Consider the following 21,956-nt stretch of genomic DNA (forward strand, 5'->3'; position numbering starts at 1 on the left):
AAGGACGAACTCCAAATGATAAATTTACTATTCAACACCGTTTGACATAGTTCCCTCATTTTTTGCTTGCAACAGTATTAGTCGTTCAGTGTGAACTGCAGCTTCATCTGCGGTGCAGCCAGGGCAACCATCTGCCCGAGGAGCTTGTTGGAGTTGTCGAAGGAAACCTGTGCCATCTTGGCGTTCATGCCTTCAAGGTAGGCGTGAATGTCAGCGGCGTTCTTGTATTCCTGGTCTGCTTCAATCTGCAAGTGCCGTGCAGCCGCAACCGTGTTCTGTTCGAAGAGGTTCTCGAAGTCTTCGAACAGGCCGAAGTTGGTGTCACCGAGCACAGCCAGTGTGCAAGAAAGCCAGTACATCTTGGTTGGTTCGTAGGTTGGCTTGGTGTCGCGGTAGCTTGCTGGGGTGTCGTTCACGTTGGCGTAGAAAGGCATTACGGCGTTGAACGTGTTTGGACCAAAGGCCAACCAGTGAATTGCCGCGATTTCTGCCGGCACATCGTTGCGAATCTGCAGGATGTGCAGTTCCTGGTTCCGGTTGATGCCGATTGGCCGCATCTGCTTCTTGTCGGCAGCAGAACCCGTGCCGTATGGGTCGTACTTGGTGTTCTGGTAGTGGGAACTCAGAACCCACTTCACATCCTCGATGCTAATCTTCTTGTCGGTCCGGCAAATGAATGGCAGGTCCTGGTCGATTGGCGTCGTGTCGAATTCAGGGTTGAAGTACTTCTGGCCGTACCAAGCACGGGGGTTGTTGTAACGCGTGTCCTTGATGGTGGCGCTACCGAAGATGTGGCGCAGGTTGTAGCCTTTCTGGTCTGGGTTCATGTGGTAGGTGGCGATGATGTCCTGCAAATCTGGCGCGGACATCGTGTCGTCGGAATCGAAGTCGAAGTCGTCGATGTTCATGCGGTTAGGCGCAATCACGTATGCGTCATCAGGAATCCGCTTAGCAGCCCAGTGGTGACCACCGATAGATTCGAACCACCAAACTTCCTGGTTGTCAGAGAAGGCAATCCCGTTTGATTCGTAGGTCCCATACTTCTCGATAATCGCACCAAGCCGCTTGACCCCTTCACGGGCGGAGTGGATGTATGGCAGCGTGATGGTTGGCATGTCTTCTTCACCAATCCCGTTGTCATCCAGGGGATCAACGCCCAGAATTCGTGCGTTGGTCGTGATGGTTTCGGTGGAACTCATGGCGATGTTCTCGGAGTTGATGCCTGATGCACCCCAGATACCGTCCTTATCGTCAGCGTTAGGCGTGGACGTGTAACGCAGAGGGTTGTCGGGCAGGTCAATGTTGAACGTGCTCAGAACACTCTGGTAGTGCCGTGGCTGGTCTTCGGGCTTAACCACGATGAACTTCTGTGGCTGCAGAGGCACATTCCCGTCTTCATTACGCGCAATGATGGTGGAACCGTCAATGCTGGCGTCCTTCCCCACAAGGACCGTGGTGCAAGAACCTTTAACTCGCTTACTCATTATCTTCGCTTCTTTCTAAATTTGCATAATTCTAGTTTAGTGTAAAGCCGGTGCTGACACAACCGGCACGCACCGACAATCACGCGCTTTTGTGCTGTCACCACTGCTCGTGATTCCAGGTACGACCGTCGATTTCCCCCCGCATTAGTTCCGCGGCGTGGGCTTGCTCCCGGCAGAACTGGGCCAAAGCCTGATAGAAGGTCTTGGTGGCAAAGTCGGTGGCGGCTGCAGCCTGCTTTTGCGCCTCAGAAATCAGCCATTTTTCTTGATCCGTCATCACTCCACCTCCCCGGCCCGCAATTCGCGCACGGTCTGGTGCAGCTGCGTGCTTTCATCTTGCAAGTCGGTGAGGGTGTCAGCCATGAGGTCCGCCCCCCGCGCGCTAAGTTGCTGAGCAAACCATTCGGCCTGCTGCCGCTGCGAATCGGGCCGCGGCAAACTGAGGTACTGCTGGTAGTGCACAAACAAATCCGCATGCTCCTGCTCCGTCATGCGGGCAAATTCGGCAATCAGCAGTGGCGGCAGCATTTGCAGCCCGGTTTTGCGGGCCAACGCCGCAAACGGGGCGAGCAGTGCGTCGACCGTCACGCCTTCACGCCCGCCCAACCGGTAGTCCCGGAGCGGGTGCCCGAAGTTCACGACCAGGCCCAGAGTTTTGCCCGTCAGCAAACCGCCGTCATCATCGTACACGACGCCGCGCACCCACACCTGCTCCAGCCACGCCCACATCTTAGCCGGTGCACTGTACCAGTATAGCGGGAATTGCAGCACAATGCGGTCAGCTGCACGCACCTGAGCTTGCGCCGTAGCAATCTCGGCAGCTGTCAGCGGCTGCTCCCCCAGCTCCAGCCAGGTAGCATCCGGCACCAAAGCGGCCGTTTCTTTCAGGAAACTCTGCGTATTGCTGCCCGCTAAGTTCTGGTGGGCGACCACGATGAGCGTGTGCATGTTCTACCTCCGTTTTTCCGTGGAATAAAAATATCCCTAAACAAAATCAGTTGTGTTATCCACGCCGAATTTTGTTTAGGGATACCCGTTACGTTAAAGATGGAACCTAGGCATGTTGGCCCGTGAGCTTGTCGGCTTCGGCGTCAATAGCTGCGAATCCAGACTTGCCATCCTTCTTTGCTGGGTGCTTAGCGCGGTCTTCTTCAGCCTTCTGAATGAGGGCCTTGCGCTGCTCCTTACTGAGTTTTCCTGCCATGTCTTCTCGCCTCTTCTCATAGTCACGCTATGCAGACTCATGGTCTGTAGATTGCTTGAAGTGTTGGAGGGTTATCAACTCTCTACGACGATTATTATAGCACTCGCATTCGTTAAGTGCTAATAACTTTGGTAAAGTTTTTGCTACGCGTTCTTGTGCACAACTCGCAGTTTGCTGCGGCCGGTGCCGTCCGGGACCACCTGCAGTTGGTCCGGAATGCCGGCCTTGAGCGTGTTCACGTGGCTGATAATGCCGATGGTGCGATTTTGCCCCTCAATCGATTCGAGGGCCTCCATCGCTAGGTCCAAACTGGCACTATCCAGCGACCCGAAGCCTTCGTCGATGAACAAAGCATCAATGGCCACGCCGCCGTTTTCCTCTTGAATTACTTCTCCGAGCGCGAGCGCCAAGCACAGGGCCGCGATGAAACTTTCGCCCCCCGATAACGTGTGCACGGACCGGGTTTCGCCGACCTGATCATCGTACACGTCGATTTCAAGACCGGTGCGATTGGCCCGCTTGACGGTTGAATCGGTATTCAAGATGAACTTGTAGCGTCCACGGGTGAGCTTGCTGAGCCGTTGCGAACCAATCTGCAGCACGCGCTCGAAGTACGAGCCGAGAACATACCGCTCCAAGCCGAGGTTCCGCGGATTGCGGCCGTTAAACGCCCGGACCAGGCTATCGAGGTCGCGGACGGACTGCTCTGTCTTCTGCCAGCTGTGCAACCGCTGGGTCAGCTTAGTAATAATGTTGGCGTTTTGCGTCACGCGCTGATGCTCCCCGCCGAGCTTGCGGGTGAGGTCATTAGTAACGGCCTCCGCCTGCGCGTTTTGCGTCTGCAGCGCGTCAAGGTCGGGCAGCTTGCTGGAACCAATTTGGGTCGCAACTTCTGCCAGCATCTTCTGGTTGGTGACCACACGCGCGGCATAGTCCTGCACCTGGGTGCGCAAAGCTGGCAGTTGCGGCAATGCATCGAGGTCTGCCGCGTAGGTCGCAAGCGGCTCGGCGGCCCCATACTTCGCGGTCAGCGTTGCCGTGACCGTTGCCGTCCGTTGCTCAGCATCCGCTTGCGCCGCCGCGACCTGCTGCTTTTGTTCCTGCTCCTGACCGGCTAAATGCTCAGCTGCTGTTTGCTGTTGCTGCATTTGGTCGTTTGCCGCTGCCAGCTTCAGTTTGAAGTCCGCAGTTTTTTGCTCCAGGCGCTGCTGGTGCCCACGCAAGACTTCCACGTCAGTATCCGCATTAGCTCCGAGCTGGTTGCGCAGACCAGCCACCCGTTCGGTCGCGCGTGAAACCGCAACGGTTGCGGCATTGAGGTCAGCGCGCTGCTTGACCAGAGCATCTTGCAACTGGGGCAGCTGGTCCTGCAGCTGATTCCGCTGCTTCAGCAAGCTTGCCTGCGCGGCTGCCCGCTGCTGCGCGCTAACCTTATTTTGCTTGACCACCACCGCCGCAGCTGTGATGCCGTCAAGCGCCGCCGCAATGGAATCAGCCTTGGCTAAATCCGGAAAGGCGGTGCAGTGGACGTAGCTGTCGTACAAATCCTTGCACGCCGCATTCCGTTTGGTCTCCGCTTCTGTACACCGCGTTTTGGCCGTCGTGGCGGTTGCCTCTCGCTGGGCGAACTGATCTTGAAAATGCTGCAGCTGATCGCTGCTGGCATCGAAGGCTGCCTGCGTCGTCACATCCGCATCCATCGTCGCCAGGTGCGGGTGGTGCGTCGATCCGCAAACAGGACAAGCCTCATCAACGCCTAGCTCATTGGCCAGCAGTGCAGCCTGACTGCGGTAAAAGCCCAGTTTCACTTGTTTGTGCCGCTGTTCATCAGTCGTCAGCGCCACTTCGGCCGCGTGTGCCTGCTTTTGAGTGCGTTCTGCAACTTGGCGTACCTGCGTGAGTTCTGCATCGGCCGCGCTGAATTCCTTGGCACTGGTCTGTAGCTGGGTCAGGGCTAATTCCTGCTTGTGCACCAGTGCCTGAAAATTCTGCAGATCATCGCTGGTAAGCGTCTTGTTGGCCGTCGTCAAGCGCTGCTGCATCCGGGCAACATTCTCTTCTGCAGTAGTGACCGCCCGCTGTAAGGCCGTCGCTTGGGCCTGATCTGCCTGCACGGCCTTCCCGGCATCGGCTAACTCCTGCAACTGCTGAATCGTGGTGGTTAACTGGGCGGCTTCCTGCGCACTAGCAGTCATCGCATCCTGCTGCGCATCCAGCGCCGCCCACGCTTCATGGGCCGCCGCACCGTGTGTCCGGGCCGCACTTAACTGGGCGGATGTTGCCTTGAGTTGCTGCAGCAGCTGCTCAGCCTTCGTGCGAGATTCTTGCTGGCGGGTGTAGTCTGGCTGCTGCGCTTGCACCCATTCCAGCTGACTGATGCGCTGCTTAATGGCATCGGTGGCCGCCGCGCCAGCTTGAAGTTCTGCTTGTTCCTGCCGCAACTGCTTTTGCTTGGTAAAGGCCGCCGCCAGCGTTGTCCCCACTTGCAGCTGCTCAGCCGTTTGCTTCATTTTGGCCTGGGCAGCTTGCAATTCCGCACCATGTCTTTGTAGCTGCTCTTCATCTGCAGCCTGCATGGCATGCATCTGTTTCAGCTTCGTATCCATCTCGCCCGCTGCCAGCTCCTGCCCGGTCGCGGTGCTGAACCCCTCAACAATTTCCTCCATGCGGTCATGTTCGCTAGTCATCTGCGCGCGCAATGTCCGCAGGTGATCTTCAATTGCGGTCTGCCAGTTCTTGTACAGGTCGGTCCCGAACAACTTACGCAAGAGTTTCTCCCGCTCACCGCTATCCGCATCGAGGAACCGGCGAAAATCTCCCTGAGGCAGCAGAACAATCTGCCGGAACTGGGCCTTGTCGAGTTTGAGCAAATCCAGCATGGTTGCTTTAACTTCGGTCTGCTTGGTGAGAACCGCTTTTTTGCCATCCTGATTCGTGATTGTCAATTCGGGTATCCGCGTCGTCAGTTCACCCGTTTTTTTGACCCGCAAGGCACGACGAATAAAATATGACTTGCCTTGGTGGGTAAAATTGAGCTCAACAACGGTATCATCCGCCGCGGACGCGAAGTCGGAGCGCATCGTCAGCGCCACCCGCCCGTTGTCTCCCTTAGCACCGATAGAATCTGAGCCGTACAAGGCAAAGAGCAGCGCGTCAAAAATCGTGGACTTCCCCGCCCCAGTGTTCCCGCTAATCAAAAACAGCGGTGTATCGGCAAAATCCGTGAAGTCTACCGTCTGGTCCGCATACGGGCCGAAATTCACCATGCGTAATTTTTCAAACTGCATTATTCAGCACCTCGCACTTCCTGTAGCGTCGCTTCGGCCCACTGCCGACTGCCAGCAGACAGTGGCGCCCCCGTGGCTTCGGGGTAAAAATCAGTGAGCAAGGCCATCGGGTCCAGGTCCTGAATCTGGGCGTGCATCTCCTGGTCAAGATTGACCTGGGTTTGCCGATCCACCCCGGTGCAGTGGGGGTAGCGTGCGCGCAGGCGGTTCATGAGGTCGGGAATAATCTCCGTATCAGTCAGCGTGAATTGGACAAAGTCGTCCGGGGCCACACCTAAGTCGCGGTCTGGATCCATGATGTGCGCAAAGCTGTCAGTTACGTGCCGAAACTCCGGTGTCTGCGGAATCTGCACGAACTCGCGTGTCATGGTTTCCGTGTCCAGGATGTAGCAGCCCTTCAGCATGTTCGTTTCGGACACATCGTATTTCACCAGCGAACCCGCGTACTGAATGTGGTCGTTCTGAATTGCGTTGCGGTTATGCAGGTGACCCAACGCGACGTAATCGAAGGCATCAAAGGCGCTCACAGGTACGGCGTCCAGACCACCAACGCTAACACTGGTTTCCGACGCCCCACCGTTTTCGCCGACGTGGCTACTGCCGGCGACGAAGAAGTGACTAACCAGCACGTGATGCTTATCTGGGGCAAACAATTCCTCCATCGCGTGCACGGTGCGCGTCACCGCGTCCCCGATGCGGCGCAAACTGTCGTCTTCAAAATAAACCTGCGCCTGGCGCGGTTCGAAATACGGCAGCAGGAAAAATTGCGTGTCGCCAATCGTCACCGGCTGGAATGCGCCGGCGATAGTCGTGTTCACGTGCAGTCCGGTCGCCTTAAACCATTCGTGCCCCGTTGCCAGGCGCGGGCCGGAGTCGTGGTTGCCCGAAATCACGAGCAGTGGCAATTTGTCATCCAGATTAAGCGTCCGCAGCATCTTATTGACGGTCCCGACAACGCGTTCACTCGCCAGGCTCCGGTCGTACACATCCCCGGCGATAATCATCGCATCCACCTGGTTGTCCTTGGCCACCTGACGCAACTTGGCGAAGCTCCGTCGTTGAACGTCCAGCAGGTCAAAACCCGCTAACTGCTTGCCAATATGCCAATCTGCTGTATGTAAAATCCGCATGGTGCCACCTCCATTTTGTATGCGCTTATTATACCGCATCAGCCTATAGCGAACAACTGTTCGAATGCCGAATTTTAAAAAAGTAGCATTGCCTTGCGCGGGGGGGAGTGCGCGGGCAATGCTACTTTTTTCTATATATAGAGCTTAGCGCTTGCGACTGCGAAAACCGAAGCCCACAATCAGCGCCAGCACAACCAGCACCGCCGCGCCAATTAGGTACGGCAGGAACCCGTTGCCCCCAGTCTTCGGGAGGCGTACCTCGTCGGGCACTGGAGGAATCGGGGTGAGCTGGTCGGGAATGGTGACCTGAAGTTTTTCAACATGGTCCTCCCCAACTTCTGCAACTTTCAAGCCATAAGCCTTGTTGAACGGCAAGTCGTCACCATCATAACTAATTTGTTTGAACGATTCGGGGTCATCAATTTTACGTGTGTGTGTATCGCCATCGGCAAACTTAAACTGATCATCGCCGACCTTCTCCGGCCTGCCGAATTCGTTGATTTTGAAGGTAAAGGTACCTTTGAGCGTGTCAAACTTGGCAGGTGACTTAGTTTCCTGCAACTGGTAAGTTCCGGGATCCATCGCTGTCTTGAAGTCCACCCCACTGTCCGTGGTGGTCACCGTCTCTAATTCTTTAGCTTGTCCCTGCGCATCTAACTTGAACAGCTTAAATTCAGCATTTTCAAGCGCGTGGGCGTCATCAGCATTCACCTTGTCCAGATGCAAGATGTAGTGCTTCTGAATTGGATTATCCGGGTAACGGTTGTTCTGAATGACATTGTCTAGCCATTTAATCTGGCCGTCTTTGGTAATTTCCACGTTGAACTGACGGCCATTGTACGGGTCAGTATAGTTCGCAGGGACCCCAGTCTCTTGGATTGTGTAACCAGAGCCAGGAGCCACGTTGGTAAAGTTGACTTGCCCATCAGCGCCACTAATCGCGTTTTGGACAAACTCACCCTTATGGTAGAGGGTAAAGGTGGCATCCGCCAGTGCTTTACTTGTCACACTGTCATACTTAGTAAACGACACGTTAACCGGATCAGGCCGTAACTGTGTATCAACCTTATTAGACATGGCGTAGAACTCATCGTTGTTGTCATACGTGAAGTGCGACATCGCCTTATTCTGGATCAAGTTTGGCGCGTCATTGTCCACGTGGTACTTAATCCGAACCGTGAAGTCCTTGCCGTAATATTGTTTCTGCTTTGATTGCTCGTTAATCGTATTAACGGCACTATCACTTAGGATAAGGTGAATATTCTGTCCAGAAGCTTGTGAGTTATAGGCAAACGGATTACCAATCTCGCGACCATCCAAACCGTACAGCGTCACATCCTGAATGCCGTTTACCGACGTGCCATCTTGTAAATCGTCAAAAATATCCATGCCCGTGGGCAGAACCAGTCCCTGTGTGGACAGATTAATGGTCGGCTGGTTGATGTAGTAGTAATAACTGCCGCCCTTATCGACATAGCGTTCATTCTTGGGCAAGACCCCTGCTGCTAAATCGTTGTCGTCGGGATTGTGCCCGGGTTGCGGATTGCTGAAGTCCCATTTGCTACCCTCTTGCAGTCCAAATACATCCAGGTCGTTGTCGTAGCGCTGGTCAAAGCCTTGACTGTTATCGGCAGGCTCAACCGTCTTGGTTGGTGCGCTTTGCTGCACCGGGAACGGCGAGCTACTGGAAAAAGCGGTCCACGCACGACCCCAGGCGGAGCCGAATGTGAAGTCGTTACTGGTACCGGAGAGTGGGAAGGAAACCGTGGCAACTGGAAAACGTTTCGCCCCGAGATAGTCGTCATCTTTATAGGTAAAACTACCATTCCAACCGTAGTACGTTCCGTTCATGTACCAATGATTCTGATCAGCATATTTGTGATAGCTTAAAATAGTGCCATCACTCAGCTGACCGTCATCAGCGCCATCCCCAGCAAACTCTGTTGATTCAATATAGTTACCACCCTGATTACCGTTAAGTGAATTGAACGATAACTCACCTTCTAGACCAGTAAAATCAATCTTTTCATGAGCTTGAGAAGTAGCGTCATAAAATTCAAAATTGATATCCATAGCCTTGATACCGCCATACAGTACCCCAGAATATAAGTTATCCGAGAAAATAATGTACGGATTGGTGTTAGGTGCCACACCAGACTCAGAGCCATATATAATGTTGGATACCTTAACGTCCGCCCCAACAGTTACGTAATGGCCGTCCTTTAGGGCCATACCAACATTGTCGTAGTTCAAGGTCAACACTTCATTGTCGATGATTTTCCCATTACCGCCGTCGTTTGACTTAAGCCTCGTGTATCCAACCCCGGTCATGCCAGCACCGTTAAGGAAGTTCATGTAAGTCCTGTTATTATCACGCCAACCAATGTTATTACCTTCACTCGCCCAGGTTTGCAGGTCACCACCGCCCCATCGGTTTTCTTGTGGACCAGTTTGGTTTGCCCCATTGAATTTGGAAATTTCGCCGCCCGTACTTGAGTGCATCGTCACATTCGATATCGCATCCGGATCAATTATCAGCGCCTGTCCCTGATTCGTACCAGCATCCCCGGCCACCGTGCTCTTAGATCTGAAGCCCGCGAACGTGATGGGAATCACCAGTACCAGCACCATTAACATTTGTAGTATTTTCTTACGCATCTTGATGGTGCCTCCTGTCAGTTGATTTGTGGAACATTACTGTCTTACTGGCCCGTCCTTTTGCCATTTCAGCCGCCAGATTGTGTAACACAGCAGTGTGAAGATGACCCAGAACAGGGTAACGATGAAAATGACCGCGTAGGCTGTGGCCGCCTGCTTGGCGTGATGCACCGCATCGGCAATCTTGGCCGTGTACGGCACGCGGTGGCCAGTCACCAGCAAGCGGTGCGTGTTAATCATGTACGGCGTGCAAGTGATGAGCGTGGCCAGGTCGCGGCCAGCTTGCCGGGCAAGCGGCTTAACGTTCGTTGGTTTGACCGTTTGCTTGCGCTCCACCTGGTACGCACGGTGGACGCCATTCACGGTAATGACGAATACATCGCCCTTTTTCACCAAGTGCAGGTTCGTGAACAACACCTTGGTCGGAATCCCGTTGTGAGCAGAAATCGCAGTGTGCCGGTCTTTGCCACCAACCGGCATGTCCGTCCCCCGAACAACGCCAGCACCAAGATTAAGTGACGCCTCGGTAGCAACGTCAAATACTGGCAGGCTGAGCTTGATGCTCGGAATGTCGATGGTGCCGAGCATGTGTGCCTTCTCCGCCTTCGACAAGTTGTTCGCGCTGAAGGAATCGCCGACCTGATCACCCTTGGTCTTCTGCAACTCCTGTACCCGTTTTGCCTCGCGCTGATTGGCCGCCGCCGTCATCTGCAAGTTATGCTGCATGACGAAGTGGTTAACCGCCATCTCTGCGAACGGAAAGGCGAACACAAGGAGCCCGGCGCCAAACAGGATAATCATGATGATTTGTCTTGCCTTACCCCGCACCGAACTCGCCCCCTATGAATTGTCAATATGGTGCATGCTGCAATCGGTAGTTATCTGCCAAATGCAGCTATGTAGGCAAGACGACGCGTACCGTGGGCGGCGCCGTCTTGCACTGTTGAATCTAGAAAAAATCGCTTAAGCTTCCTTACCGCGCTTCATCACAATGAAGCCAGCGCCAAACAGTGCCAGGCCAACAAGGGCGAAGAGGATGAACCCCATGCCCCCGGTCATTGGCAGGATAGTACCGGGTTCCTTGGTGTTCTTGATGGAAATGAGCTCGGTTTTTTCAATCTCAGTTTTATCAACGGTAAAGTTGGTTGTTGCAGAAGCGGGCAGCGCGTAGCCATCTGGCGCTTTGGTTTCAATCAACTTGTAGTTACCGTACTTAAGGTCGTTAATGGTCAGATTACCGAGTGTTTCTTTTTCAGAAGAAGTAGTAAATTTCGTTGCTCCATCACGGCTAGCAACCCAAGTGATAGATTCAGGATTGTAATTACCATCTGTAGGTTGTGCGTCGTTTGCAAATTTAAATGAAGCATATTCTCCGTTTGCGTTCACGAGGTAGAATTCTGCCCCACCGAGTTTTTCATCAGTATTGCTAGAGTCAACCTTACTGAATCGGTGACCACCAAATGGAACCAGTGGTACAACTGTTTTAAGCGTGTGCTCATTAGGCGTGTGCCCAAAGTTAAAAGTCAGTTCGTTATCAAGATTATGACCACCCTGAGCGTATTGATTCAGAGTAACCGTGTAATCGATGATTAAGGTCTTACCAGCGTATGGGGCAAGAGCTGCATATTTACTTGATGCAAGGTCGCTGAAATCAAGCGTCCATGATTCTGGGGTCGTCGAAAGGTCCGCACCATCCTGCTTATTGGTAAATTGACCAGCGTCCTTCAATGCCATAGCATCTTCGCCGTCAACAGTCATTTTTGTAATGGCCCCAAAAGTTGCACCAACATCACTCATTGAGTCGCCAACGAGGAGTTGCTGGTACTGTGCAGTACCATCGTGGTTCGTACTAGTGATGTCGGCTGGAATAGGCAAAGTAACTTCATACGTCAGCGTGTCACCGATTTGGTATTGGCCATCTTCCTTAGGATTCTGAATCTGCTTCGTCAGCATTGAGTCCTTTGGGTACAGATTAATTTCACTCAAGGTTTGGGTGCGATCTGCATTTTTAACAGGTAATGCCACAATCATCATTGCGGATGTCGCAAAGTTTTCTGGTGTGGTGGATTCAACGAATGCATAAACAGAATCACGTTCTACCTGATGTCCGTCATTGGTGATAGTTGTCTTGGTAGGCAAGTTAGAGAAGATTGCATCACCGTCATCGTTCGTGGTTTGTGTGTCGACTGCCTTTGAAGAGGAAATCACTTCATTTGGGTTAGACTGCAGTGTGTTTTCAATCGCCTTGGCATTTGTTCCGTCATATTTGCTGTAGAACAACTGTGTAACGTTGTAGATGTCAAATCCAGCGCCCTTAACAGGCCCTTGGTCATCAATATCAGGCTGATCAATACCGTTGTTTTCAACCTGCTTCCCTTCACGGGTTGCACGCTTGTGAATGTTGAATGTTACGGTCGTAGCGTCATCCGCCTTAACCGTCGTTGCCCCAATCAGGCTAGCGAACGTGCCCAGAAGCACAGTGAGCACCATGAGGATGTGCCCTAGTTTTGTCGAGTGAAATGTCTTCATTATTTTTCTCCTTGAAGTCGAGGCGTGGAATCCCACGCGCCCAGATTATGCACGCGTTGTTTCGCGTTTTTTCCAGAAATGTATGACAAGTAACATTACAACAAAACCTAAACTTGAAAGAATCCAGTTTCCAACGTCCCCTAACTGTGGAAACAGGCCTGTATTTGGTAATAATGGGTGTTCTGTAGTGCTACCCGGTTTGGTTGGCGTGTTTGGCGTCTTGGGGTGGCTCGGCGTATTGCCGCCAGGAGTTGGCGGCTCAAAGGTATTCGGAAGCGGTGGTAATTCTTCGGAGTTGTAGACCCGCGGCTCACCCTTGATGATTGCCGCCTGGGTCACCTGCCCCGAATTTGTCGCCGCCAACTTGGTATCGTTCACCACGACCGGCACCAATGCCCCCGCACTGGTGTACATTCGGTCTGGAACGGTTACTTTAATCGCGCCAGCATCATTCTCGTAGCCCTCAGCACTCGCGACTTCCGCAAATTCATAATTCCCAGCTGGAAGAGTGAGGCCATTCAGAGTTACCAGTCCTGAGGCTTGCGAAGTGAATTTGCCAACATCAACATCGCTACCCGGATTGGTGCTGGTCGTCCAGCGCAATCGCAACGGATCAGGCTGCTTGGCGGCCAGGTACTGCTTGCTGCCGTCAGTACTGCGGCGGAAAAGGACGAATTTCGCACCCGGCAGCCGTACCTCGCTGCCGTCATAGGTCAGGCCGTACTTGAAGAAATATACGTCCCGTGCATACACCAAGTTCTTCGGGTACATGTGGACCGTCGTCAGTTTAGCGCCCGCCGCATCAACCATGCTGGCAGAGAGGACGATGGGTGCGGTATCCCGCTGCGTATCTACCGCCACATCCGTGCCCGTGGTGCCCGACTCAACGACGAGGTACACGGCCGGCAAGCCGTTTTGTGTCCGTGGCAATTGCAGCTGGGCAATCCCATCCTCCCCAAGCGCACTGTCATGGGTCGTCGTGGCGGTCGCGACTTCGGTCAGGTTGTCTTGCTTAGCCTCAGCAAGCGCCGCGTCCGCATTCATCGCCGCATACTGCCGGACGAACGTCTGCGTGTCCTGGCCACGCTGGTGCGCTGCTTGATACAGGGCTGACGCATCGTAAACGCTGAAGGTGACGCCATTCAATCCGGTCGTCGCTGTCATGATTTGGGCATCACTAGCTGCCCGCTGACCGTCATTTTGGTACCATGCCTGATCTTTTGCGTAAACGTCGGTGTACAGACGCTTGTGCAGTACCAGATTGAACGTGTCATCTGCGGCTTGAACCGGTTCACCGCGCGCCAGTAAGGCAATCAGCAGCATCAGGGGTGCGCAGACGAGCAATATTTTTTTAAATAGTCGCAATGTTTCGCATCCCCTCTCCTGTTAACTACTGGAATTCTACGCGTCATGCAGACAAAAAAACCGCCAGTGAGATTGCTCTCACCAGCGGCTGGTCATACATATGACGCAGGGACGAACGGATTGACATATCCATTACTAGCTTGAGTAACCAAAAAAATTAAGTTGGTCACTAAACTAAAACTCCCAGACGTGTTTGCTGCGGCATCACACCAACAACCCGTTCAAATAACTAAAGGAAATCCCCCGAAAACCTTTATTGCGGAATTGAGTATATCTCATGAATAATTTAATGGCAACCAAAAAATGTAAAATTAGTTATTGGAATCTGCACCAGGGTCAATAATCAATTTGCACCAAAGCACAACGAAAGCGGATACATGTTAATCAAAAGGTTATTTCGCCAGTGTTTCACATTCCGTTCAACCCCAGTATGTTGCATTTCTGCAACTTCAATCAAAGATTAGTCAAATCGTCACCCGTTTTGTTACACAGATGAAATATTTTCCTTAATTGTTGAAATTTTCTGAAATTGTATTCAACCAGTCAGTTTGCTTTGTTATTCACACAATAAATATCAGGCCATTTGCGTTATTTAACGAGCTTAAGAAATTCTGAAACAATACCATGAAAGCACCAAAATCCATTAACGTAATGCAGCGGGTTTCAACCCACCGCAAGCTAACCGGTTCTTTTTTTGCCAAATAAACTACGCCGAAAAAGCAAAAAAATGGTGGGACAATGTCTGACCCACCATTTTTTGCACATTATTCAATTAATCACGCCAACACATTAACCGTCCGCTGATCAATCACCCGCAGATTCCGCTCCAGCTCCGCCGACCGTAGTGGCCGCACGTTGTCGAACGTATCTTGCACCAGCTGGACGTTCTCCGGCACGTTGTTCTTCTGCACCAGCATGACGGCCTTCAAGAACATGTACGTGAAGCGGTTGGCAATCATCACTTCGGACATCGGTTCGTTTGCATCAATCTGGCGCACCAGCGTCACCGCAAAGTTGCTGTGACGTTCAACCAGCGCCGTCACGCCCGCAATAATCGTGCGCCACGCCGCACCATACAGGGCGAAGTTCCAGTCGCGGAAGCCATCCACCACGTGCAGAACTTCCCGGCTGAGCATGAACACGCGGTTGTCGTTCATGAGACGTAGGGTCCAGAACAACACGTCAAGTTCCGATTCGTCCCACGTGAGGTTCTCCAGCAGTATATTGGTCAGCTGCTCCACCTCATCTTCGGTGCACAACCGCTCACCGGTCAGTTCGAAATACTTCCCGGCAATCAGCATGTGGTCGAAGAAGGCCAGCTGTTCATCCCCAGGTGCCACTTCTGGGTGGTTATCGAACCATTCCTTGAGCTTGGGCGCATTCCCCGCCACGTACAGGGCGTGAATGTCGTCACGCACCTGGCGACTGGTTTGCGACAGCCGGTCAGAAATATTGGCGAACTGGCGCAAAGAAACCCCCATCCGCAGCAGCAACTTCTGCAGCTTCTGCAGGGGAATGTCCTTCTCGTCGGCTTCGAACTGGGTCAGCGCGTTGGTGGTAATGATACCCTGCGCTGTCGCTTCGATAGTGAATTCACGCTTTTCCCGGATGTATTTGAATTGCTTGCCAATACCCATGGTCATTTCACCTCCGCTACAGAATCTCGTCCAGGATTTCTTTGACGCTGCGTGTATACCGGTTGTACAACTGGTTGGCGCTCATGTACTTGAACATGTCCAGTAGTTCACGCAATTCTTCCTTATTCTCTGGGGTCGGTGCATTGCGTTCGATATAGCACAAGTTGAGGAAGCGCCGCCGGTAGATAATTAAACTAATCGTCAGCGGGATTTCCTGGTCGTTAAACAACCGCAAAAGCACCTGGGCATACGCGGAATCACGCATCATCAAGACCTCGGCCGCGTTCAGCAGGGCCGTCCAACCATCTTGGTACAACGACATATTCCAGCTGCGAATATCATCGAGCCGGTTCAATAATTCGCGTGCCAGCAGGTACACTTGATTATCTGGTAACAAGGTGAGGGAGTTCCCAAAGAGGATGACCTCATCTTCATTCCACTCGGGCAGGCTGCGCAGATTCGTGGATAACCGTTCAAGGTCACTGTCGTCTACGAGCACCTCACCCGTGAGGTCACAAAAAAGACCGGCAGCAGACATCATGTCGGCGAAGTCAATCATGGACTTAGAGGCCCGGTACGTTGCCACCTGGCCTTCAACAATTTTGCGCATTCCGTCGGCGTCCGCCGCCCGGTACGCGCTAATCACCTTAAACAAAAAGGCGCCCGCGTGGCCAGTACTGCGATCACTCAGGCTAGCAAACTCACGAAAAGTAACCCCCATATTATTGAGTAGTTTTGTGACTTTGCCGGCAGTCAGATCTGCCACATCATTTTCAAACTTGGAAACCGTCGCAACTGATACCACACCCTTGGCCACATCTTTAAGCGCAATGCCGCGGTCTTGGCGCAGTTGCCGAAAATTTTCACCAAGCATTATGTTTCTCCTCATCGGCGTATTATATGGTTCATTCTACCCCATTTACGGCCAAATGCGTTAACAATATTTATTATTCGTTTAAGCTGACGGTTTAAATTTTTTTACTACACAAAGTGACAAAATAAAAAACACAACGAACACTGGCTTTTCGCCTGTTCGTTGTGTCCTTTGTGATTGTTTTAACTTAGCTTATTCGCCGTAAATCGCCTTAACCTGTTCCTGGGCGATTGGGTGTTCCAGGAATTCGTCGTAAGTCGTGCCGGCACGGTCAACGACACCCTTTGGTCCCACCTCAATGATGTGGTCGGCAATCGTCTGGATGAATTCGTGGTCATGACTGGTGAAGATTACGGCCCCAGGGAAGTCAACCAGCGCGTCGTTCAGGGACGTGATGGATTCGAGGTCCAAGTGGTTGGTTGGGTCGTCCAGAATCAAGACGTTTGGTTCTTGCAACATCAACTTAGCCAGAATACTGCGAACCTTTTCGCCCCCAGACAACACGGACAGCTGCTTGAGCACGTCGTCACCGGAGAACAACATCCGGCCGAGGAAACCGCGCAGGAATGTGTTGTCCTGCTGGTCCTTAGGTGCGAACTGGCGCAACCAGTCAAGAATCGTGTCCTGACCGTCGCCGAACGCACTGTTCAGATCCTTAGGCATGTATCCACGGCTGGTGGTCACACCCCACTTCACGCTTCCGGCGGTTGGCTTGACTTCTTCAGCGAGCAGCTGCAACAGCTGGGTCGCGGTCACGTCAGAGCGGCTGATAATGGCCGTCTTTTCGCCCGGGTTCAAGATGAAGGATGCGTCACTGATGGCCTTTTCGCCGTCAATGGTCAGCTCCAGGTTCTCGGCCCGCACCAGGTCGTTCCCGATTTCGCGCTGCTGGGTGAACTTGATGTACGGGTACTTGCGGGTACTTGGCTTGATGTCGTCCAGCGTAATCTTGTCCAGCTGCTTCTTACGGGAGGTTGCCTGCTTGGACTTACTTGCGTTCGCGGAGAACCGTGCTACGAATTCTTGGAGCTGCTTAATCTGCTCTTCCTTCTTTGCGTTCGCGTTGGCACGGAGCTGCTGCGCGAGTTCAGAACTCTTACGCCAGAAATCGTAGTTCCCGACGTAAAGTTCGATCTTGCCGAAGTCAACGTCACACATCTGCGTGCAGACGGCGTTCAGGAAGTGTCGGTCATGGGAAACAACCAGAACGGTGTGTTCGTAGTCGGCCAAGAAATCTTCGAGCCAAGAAATTGCGGCGGTGTCGAGCCCGTTAGTTGGTTCGTCCAGCAGCAAGACGTCGGGGTGGCCAAACAGGGCCTGCGCCAGCAAGACCTTGACCTTCTCGCCTTCAGTCAATTCAGCCATCAGGGAGTAGTGCATGCTGTCATCAATGCCGAGCTGCTGGAGAAGCTGGGCAGCGTCGCTTTCGGCGTTCCACCCGTCCATCTCGGCGAATTCGCCTTCAAGTTCAGCGGCCTTCATCCCGTCTTCTTCAGTGAAATCAGCCTTCGCGTAGATGGCGTCCTTCTCCTGCATCACTTCGTACAAGCGCACGTAACCCTGAATCACGGTGTTCAGTACGGTCTGGTCGTCGAACGCAAAGTGGTCTTGCTTCAGGCTACTCATCCGTTCGTTCGGGCCGAGTGCAACCGTCCCCGTTGATGGTGTGAGCTTGCCTTCCAGAATCTTGAGGAACGTGGACTTGCCGGCCCCGTTCGCCCCGATAATCCCGTAACAGTTACCCTCCGTGAACTTCAGGTTGACGTCGGAGTAGAGCGTGCGGTCGGTGAAAGTCATGCTCACATTATTTACAGTTAACATTAAATCTCCTTCTTGCCTGCCCAGCGGAAGGTAAGGAAAGGCGTCCGCAGCTGGCGATTGTGTAGTGGTTTTGATCCGTTAAATTTGCATATACTAATATCTTACCAGATACCCCGGTACATGTCGCATTTTCGGCAAAAGATTTGTTCCTTTTTCATAACTGTCGTGCGGGATTGCTGAAAATTACAAAAAAAGCGTCCAGCACCAAGAATTCCTGGTGCTGAACGCGTTGTTTACGGGCAGATTTGTTATTTTGGCGACTGCTGCAACTGCCCGTAGTTACTGAGCATCCAGTCTAGGTAGTTCGTGTGGTTCGGCTGCGTCTCGCGGACACTGACCACGCGCACCCCATGCTTCTTAGCGTACTGTACCACCTGGGTGACGATGGGGCTATCGGATTGCTTGTTATTCACGAACACGGCAATTTTGCCGCTGCGCAAGTCCGCCCGCAGCTGCGTCAATTCTTGCGGCGTCGGGTCGGTGCCATCCTCGATGCTTTTGGCGAAGCTGGTATCGATTAACTTGTAGCCGACCGCCTGCAACCCGTAATCAAAGACGGGCTCTGAAGACGCGGCGTACTTGTTTTTGCCCGTATTCGCCAGCTTCGTCACGGCATTCTTGAGTGGCTGGAGGCTCTTCCGGTACGCCGCCGCGTTGCGCTTGTACGCCGCCGCGTGTGCTGGATCAAGCTTAGCGAACTTGCGCGTGAGCGTCTTGGTCAGGGCGAACATCACTGTGGGATCGTAAAATACGTGTTCATTATCCCCGTCCTTGCGGTGCAGCACGTCCGTTGCCACCTGCAGGCTCTCGGCATCCGGGTTGGCCGCGTTGACGAGCTTGTCCAGCCAGTCATCATAACCGAGGCCGTTGCTAATCACGATATCAGCATCTGCCACCAGCTTACCGGTCGCCGTTGTCGGTTCGAAATCGTGTGGATCAGTGTTGGCGTTTGCGATAATCGCCGTTGCGTGCCCGTACTTGCCCAGCACCGCGCTGGCCGCCTCCTGGTACACGCGCAGGCTCGTGACCACGTGCAACTTGCCGGACTGCTTAGCGGGCTGCGTCTTGCCGCACGCCGCGAGCACCACCAGCAGGAGCACTGTCATTAATAGGGAAATTCGCTTACGCACAGTGTGCCACCTCATCCTTTTCGTCCCGTTCACTTACTTCTTGTACCTAAATTCTACCTTAGTGCCGGGGTGAGGGCAAATCCGCTGCTGTTATACTGAAAATAAAGTTCTGTACCATTATTCGTGAAACAGGCACGACAAGAATGAACAGTTTTCCGAACGTTCTTGTTAATTTACGGGATAAGTAATCGCTACCAGTCTTTTGCTAGTCCTGATTGAAACAAGCCACAAACGTTGTAATAGCGGCTTTTTCTGATGTTTACATAAGCATAAACGGGCGATATTATGTATATGTAAACAAACGATTCTCGCTTTACAAAGTGTTTTGTGTAGATAGCACAGTCGAACAATCTAAAGGAGAGACAATAATGCCAGAGACAGCTACTGTGGAACCACAAACTTCAGCTGAAGATCAGATTAACGATCTCGTTGCCAAGGCGCAACTTGCATTTGATGCGTACCAGTCATACACCCAGGAACAGGTTGACGCAATCTGTCAGGCAATGGTGACCGCTGCTGCCGCCCACGCCAAGGAACTTGCAACGCTTGCGTACAAGGAAACCGGCCGTGGTAACGCGGAAGACAAGACCATCAAGAACATCTACGCCGCTCAGTACATCTGGAAGCAGATCAAGAACGACAAGACGGTTGGCACCATTGAAGTTGATGAAGCCAAGAAGATTGAGAAGATTGCCGAACCCCTCGGCATCATCGCTGGGGTAACCCCCGTAACCAACCCAACTTCCACCGTTATCTTCAAGATTCTGCTGGCCCTGAAGACCCGCAACGCAATCATCTTCAGTCTGCACCCACAGGCACTTCAGTGTGGGGTTGCGACCGCACGGCTGATGGCCCAGGCTGCGGTTGACGCTGGTGCGCCAGCTAACCTGGTTCAGTGGATCTCCCACCCAAGCATCGAAGCTTCTAACGCTTTGCTCCAGCACCCTGGCGTATCCATCGTGCTGGCAACTGGTGGCCCTGGCCTGGTTAAGGCTGCATACTCAACCGGTAAGCCTGCCCTCGGTGTCGGTCCTGGTAACGCCCCTGCTTACATTGAAAAGACAGCCAACGTGAAGTCCGCGGTTACGGACATCATGCTGTCCAAGACCTTCGATAACGGGATGATTTGCGCAAGCGAAAACAGTATCGTAGTTGACCGCGAAATCCTCAGCGAAGTGAAGGACGAATTCACCAAGCAAGGTGCTTACTTCGTTCCTGAAGCAGACCTCCAGAAGCTCTCCGACGCCGTGATTGACCCCCAGCGGCACACCGTTCGTGGCCCCGTTGCTGGTCAGTCTGCCGAGAAGATTGCCGAACTCGCCGGCATCAAGGTTCCTGCTGGCACCAAGTTGCTCATCGGTAAGCTTGATGGCATCGGCACCAACTTCCCATTCTCTGGCGAAAAGCTGAGCCCAACGTTGTCCATGTACGTTGCGAACACCACGGATGCCGCAATGAACATGTGCCTCGGCCTGCTGAACTACGGTGGTCTCGGCCACACAGCCGTTCTGCACACCCAGGACAACAACATCGTTGACCGCTTCGGCCACGAAATGCCTGCTTGCCGGATTCTGATCAACACCCCAGGTTCACTTGGCGGTATCGGTGGCCTGTTCAACGGCCTTACCCCGTCCCTGACCCTCGGGACCGGGACGTACGGGAAGAACTCTATTTCCCACAACCTGTCCACCGGTGACCTGCTTAACATCAAGTACGTTTCCCGTCCTACCCGCCACCCAATCGAATTCATCAACGAACTCCGGGCACTCGTGCAGGCACGCTAAACTGCAAACTAAACTAAACGTCTAAACGACCCCTGTTTGTGCCAATTGTTGGTACTAACAGGGGCCGTTTTATGTTTTTCACCAATTAACTTACAAATATATAGTTATTTCTTGCACAAACCGGCCAAGCAAGTGTTAGAATTTGAAGGATGACTATACGGAGGCAAAGCAACCCATGATTGAGCAATACGAGCTTGTCCAACAAGCACCAGGCTTACCATTTAAATACTTCGCGCACGACCCACTGACCGACATCAACGTTGCGCCCCACTGGCACCAGGGGATTGAACTGAACTTCCTGGTCGCCGGGGGCACGCTTAAGTTCGTGACCAACGGCCGCACCCGGGACTACGAACCGGGCGACATCTGGGCCGTTAACCGCCGCGACGTGCACAGCGCGACAGGTGACCCCGCCCTTGACTGGCAAGAATTCGGCTTCATCATCGATGACAAGTTCCTCACCTCACGCCTGACGGAAAGCGTCAACTGGCACCTGGGGCTGGAAGGTAAGCAAACGGGGATGGTCATCCCCACCGCCTACTCCGAGATTCGCGAGCACGGACTAGCAATGCACCACTTGCTGCAGCACCAGCTCACCGACTTCACCCGCCTGCAGGTACTCAGCCACTTCTATGCACTGCTGGTGGTGCTGGGAGAAAACTTCGCCACCCCAGTCGCGAGCGCTGACATCAACCCGAACCCGCGGCTGATTAATGCGGTCATGACAACCATCAACCAGGAGTTCGACCGCCAGCTAAGCGGCAGCGAACTCGCCCGCATTTTCCACGTCTCCCTCACCACCTTGAACCAGCAGTTCAACGCCAACGTGCAGATGCCCGTCAACAAATACATCCGCTTCGTCCGGCTCCTGAACGCGCGGCGGATGTTGCTGGAATCTGACAACACGCTGGAATACATCGCCAGCGCGTGCGGCTTCAGCAGTGACAAGACGTTCGTGCGCAACTTCAAGGAATGGAAACACATGACGCCGTCTGACTACCGGCATGCGTTTGCTAGGTACCACCGGGTCGACGCATCATGCCTCTAGAAGTG

16 protein-coding genes are annotated in these 21,956 nt (G+C 53.2%); 2 read left to right on the plus strand and 14 right to left on the minus strand.

The window, feature by feature from the left end:
• Positions 1–77: 77 nt before the first annotated feature.
• The 14 genes from FC18_RS07385 to FC18_RS07445 all read right to left on the minus strand — a co-directional run bounded on the left by FC18_RS07385 (position 78) and on the right by FC18_RS07445 (position 19,119).
• The gene (locus FC18_RS07385; RefSeq protein WP_056975917.1) at positions 78–1,484 is read right to left on the minus strand and encodes a C69 family dipeptidase; all 1,407 of its coding nucleotides are present in this window, start codon (positions 1,482–1,484) and stop codon (positions 78–80) included.
• A 97-nt stretch (positions 1,485–1,581) separates the two neighbouring features.
• The gene (locus tag FC18_RS07390) at positions 1,582–1,761 is read right to left on the minus strand and encodes a hypothetical protein (protein ID WP_054677990.1); all 180 of its coding nucleotides are present in this window, start codon (positions 1,759–1,761) and stop codon (positions 1,582–1,584) included.
• Complete coding sequence (locus FC18_RS07395; RefSeq protein WP_054677992.1) at positions 1,761–2,432, minus strand: NAD(P)H-dependent oxidoreductase; 672 nt, start codon at positions 2,430–2,432, stop codon at positions 1,761–1,763. Before FC18_RS07395 ends, FC18_RS07390 begins: the two co-directional genes overlap by 1 nt.
• A 106-nt stretch (positions 2,433–2,538) precedes the next feature.
• Positions 2,539–2,688, minus strand: coding sequence for a hypothetical protein (locus tag FC18_RS12215; RefSeq protein ID WP_169790599.1), 150 nt, complete (start codon positions 2,686–2,688; stop codon positions 2,539–2,541).
• 143 nt (positions 2,689–2,831) lie between these two features.
• Positions 2,832–5,975, minus strand: a complete 3,144-nt coding sequence (locus FC18_RS07400; RefSeq protein WP_054677994.1) for an AAA family ATPase — start codon at positions 5,973–5,975, stop codon at positions 2,832–2,834.
• Positions 5,975–7,105 (minus strand): exonuclease SbcCD subunit D, encoded by a 1,131-nt coding sequence (locus FC18_RS07405; protein WP_056975919.1) that lies wholly within the window; start codon positions 7,103–7,105, stop codon positions 5,975–5,977. Before FC18_RS07405 ends, FC18_RS07400 begins: the two co-directional genes overlap by 1 nt.
• A gap of 144 nt (positions 7,106–7,249) precedes the next feature.
• Positions 7,250–9,763 carry an MSCRAMM family protein gene (locus FC18_RS07410; protein WP_156660890.1) on the minus strand — a complete coding sequence of 838 codons (2,514 nt, stop codon included), beginning with the start codon at positions 9,761–9,763 and terminating at the stop codon, positions 7,250–7,252.
• 36 nt (positions 9,764–9,799) lie between these two features.
• Positions 9,800–10,591 carry a class C sortase gene (locus FC18_RS07415; protein WP_054678001.1) on the minus strand — a complete coding sequence of 264 codons (792 nt, stop codon included), beginning with the start codon at positions 10,589–10,591 and terminating at the stop codon, positions 9,800–9,802.
• A gap of 135 nt (positions 10,592–10,726) precedes the next feature.
• Positions 10,727–12,292, minus strand: coding sequence for a SpaH/EbpB family LPXTG-anchored major pilin (locus tag FC18_RS07420; protein WP_054678002.1), 1,566 nt, complete (start codon positions 12,290–12,292; stop codon positions 10,727–10,729).
• 45 nt (positions 12,293–12,337) lie between these two features.
• Positions 12,338–13,657: a pilin N-terminal domain-containing protein gene (locus tag FC18_RS07425; protein ID WP_156300855.1), complete on the minus strand. Its 1,320-nt coding sequence runs from the start codon at positions 13,655–13,657 to the stop codon at positions 12,338–12,340.
• 776 nt (positions 13,658–14,433) lie between these two features.
• Positions 14,434–15,300 (minus strand): Rgg family transcriptional regulator, encoded by an 867-nt coding sequence (locus tag FC18_RS07430; protein ID WP_056975924.1) that lies wholly within the window; start codon positions 15,298–15,300, stop codon positions 14,434–14,436.
• 10 nt (positions 15,301–15,310) lie between these two features.
• Positions 15,311–16,168 carry an Rgg/GadR/MutR family transcriptional regulator gene (locus FC18_RS07435; RefSeq protein ID WP_054678007.1) on the minus strand — a complete coding sequence of 286 codons (858 nt, stop codon included), beginning with the start codon at positions 16,166–16,168 and terminating at the stop codon, positions 15,311–15,313.
• 192 nt (positions 16,169–16,360) lie between these two features.
• Complete coding sequence (locus tag FC18_RS07440; protein ID WP_056975926.1) at positions 16,361–17,989, minus strand: ATP-binding cassette domain-containing protein; 1,629 nt, start codon at positions 17,987–17,989, stop codon at positions 16,361–16,363.
• 248 nt (positions 17,990–18,237) lie between these two features.
• Entirely contained in the window at positions 18,238–19,119 is an 882-nt protein-coding gene (locus FC18_RS07445; protein WP_162207904.1) for a metal ABC transporter solute-binding protein, Zn/Mn family, read from the minus strand.
• Positions 19,120–19,487: 368 nt separating this feature from the next.
• Between FC18_RS07445 and FC18_RS07450 the strand changes: the two genes are divergently transcribed.
• Together FC18_RS07450 and FC18_RS07455 are read left to right on the plus strand one after the other, a co-directional pair.
• Positions 19,488–20,903, plus strand: coding sequence for an aldehyde dehydrogenase family protein (locus tag FC18_RS07450; RefSeq protein ID WP_056975928.1), 1,416 nt, complete (start codon positions 19,488–19,490; stop codon positions 20,901–20,903).
• 175 nt (positions 20,904–21,078) lie between these two features.
• The gene (locus FC18_RS07455; protein ID WP_054678015.1) at positions 21,079–21,951 is read left to right on the plus strand and encodes an AraC family transcriptional regulator; all 873 of its coding nucleotides are present in this window, start codon (positions 21,079–21,081) and stop codon (positions 21,949–21,951) included.
• Positions 21,952–21,956: the final 5 nt, after the last annotated feature.

It is taken from the genome of Lacticaseibacillus sharpeae JCM 1186 = DSM 20505 (assembly GCF_001436225.1).
Lineage (GTDB): Bacteria > Bacillota > Bacilli > Lactobacillales > Lactobacillaceae > Lacticaseibacillus > Lacticaseibacillus sharpeae.

Bases quoted from the DNA above. Each gene is read 5' to 3' on its own strand.
- FC18_RS07405 (WP_056975919.1), bottom strand. From the start codon at position 7,105: ATGCGGATTTTACATACAGCAGATTGGCATATTGGCAAGCAGTTAGCG.
- FC18_RS07450 (WP_056975928.1), top strand. From the start codon at position 19,488: ATGCCAGAGACAGCTACTGTGGAACCACAAACTTCAGCTGAAGATCAG.
- FC18_RS07435 (WP_054678007.1), bottom strand. From the start codon at position 16,168: ATGCTTGGTGAAAATTTTCGGCAACTGCGCCAAGACCGCGGCATTGCG.
- FC18_RS07400 (WP_054677994.1), bottom strand. From the start codon at position 5,975: ATGCAGTTTGAAAAATTACGCATGGTGAATTTCGGCCCGTATGCGGAC.
- FC18_RS07430 (WP_056975924.1), bottom strand. From the start codon at position 15,300: ATGACCATGGGTATTGGCAAGCAATTCAAATACATCCGGGAAAAGCGT.
- FC18_RS07455 (WP_054678015.1), top strand. From the start codon at position 21,079: ATGATTGAGCAATACGAGCTTGTCCAACAAGCACCAGGCTTACCATTT.
- FC18_RS07390 (WP_054677990.1), bottom strand. From the start codon at position 1,761: ATGACGGATCAAGAAAAATGGCTGATTTCTGAGGCGCAAAAGCAGGCT.
- FC18_RS07395 (WP_054677992.1), bottom strand. From the start codon at position 2,432: ATGCACACGCTCATCGTGGTCGCCCACCAGAACTTAGCGGGCAGCAAT.
- FC18_RS07385 (WP_056975917.1), bottom strand. From the start codon at position 1,484: ATGAGTAAGCGAGTTAAAGGTTCTTGCACCACGGTCCTTGTGGGGAAG.
- FC18_RS07410 (WP_156660890.1), bottom strand. From the start codon at position 9,763: ATGCGTAAGAAAATACTACAAATGTTAATGGTGCTGGTACTGGTGATT.
- FC18_RS07420 (WP_054678002.1), bottom strand. From the start codon at position 12,292: ATGAAGACATTTCACTCGACAAAACTAGGGCACATCCTCATGGTGCTC.
- FC18_RS07440 (WP_056975926.1), bottom strand. From the start codon at position 17,989: ATGTTAACTGTAAATAATGTGAGCATGACTTTCACCGACCGCACGCTC.
- FC18_RS12215 (WP_169790599.1), bottom strand. From the start codon at position 2,688: ATGGCAGGAAAACTCAGTAAGGAGCAGCGCAAGGCCCTCATTCAGAAG.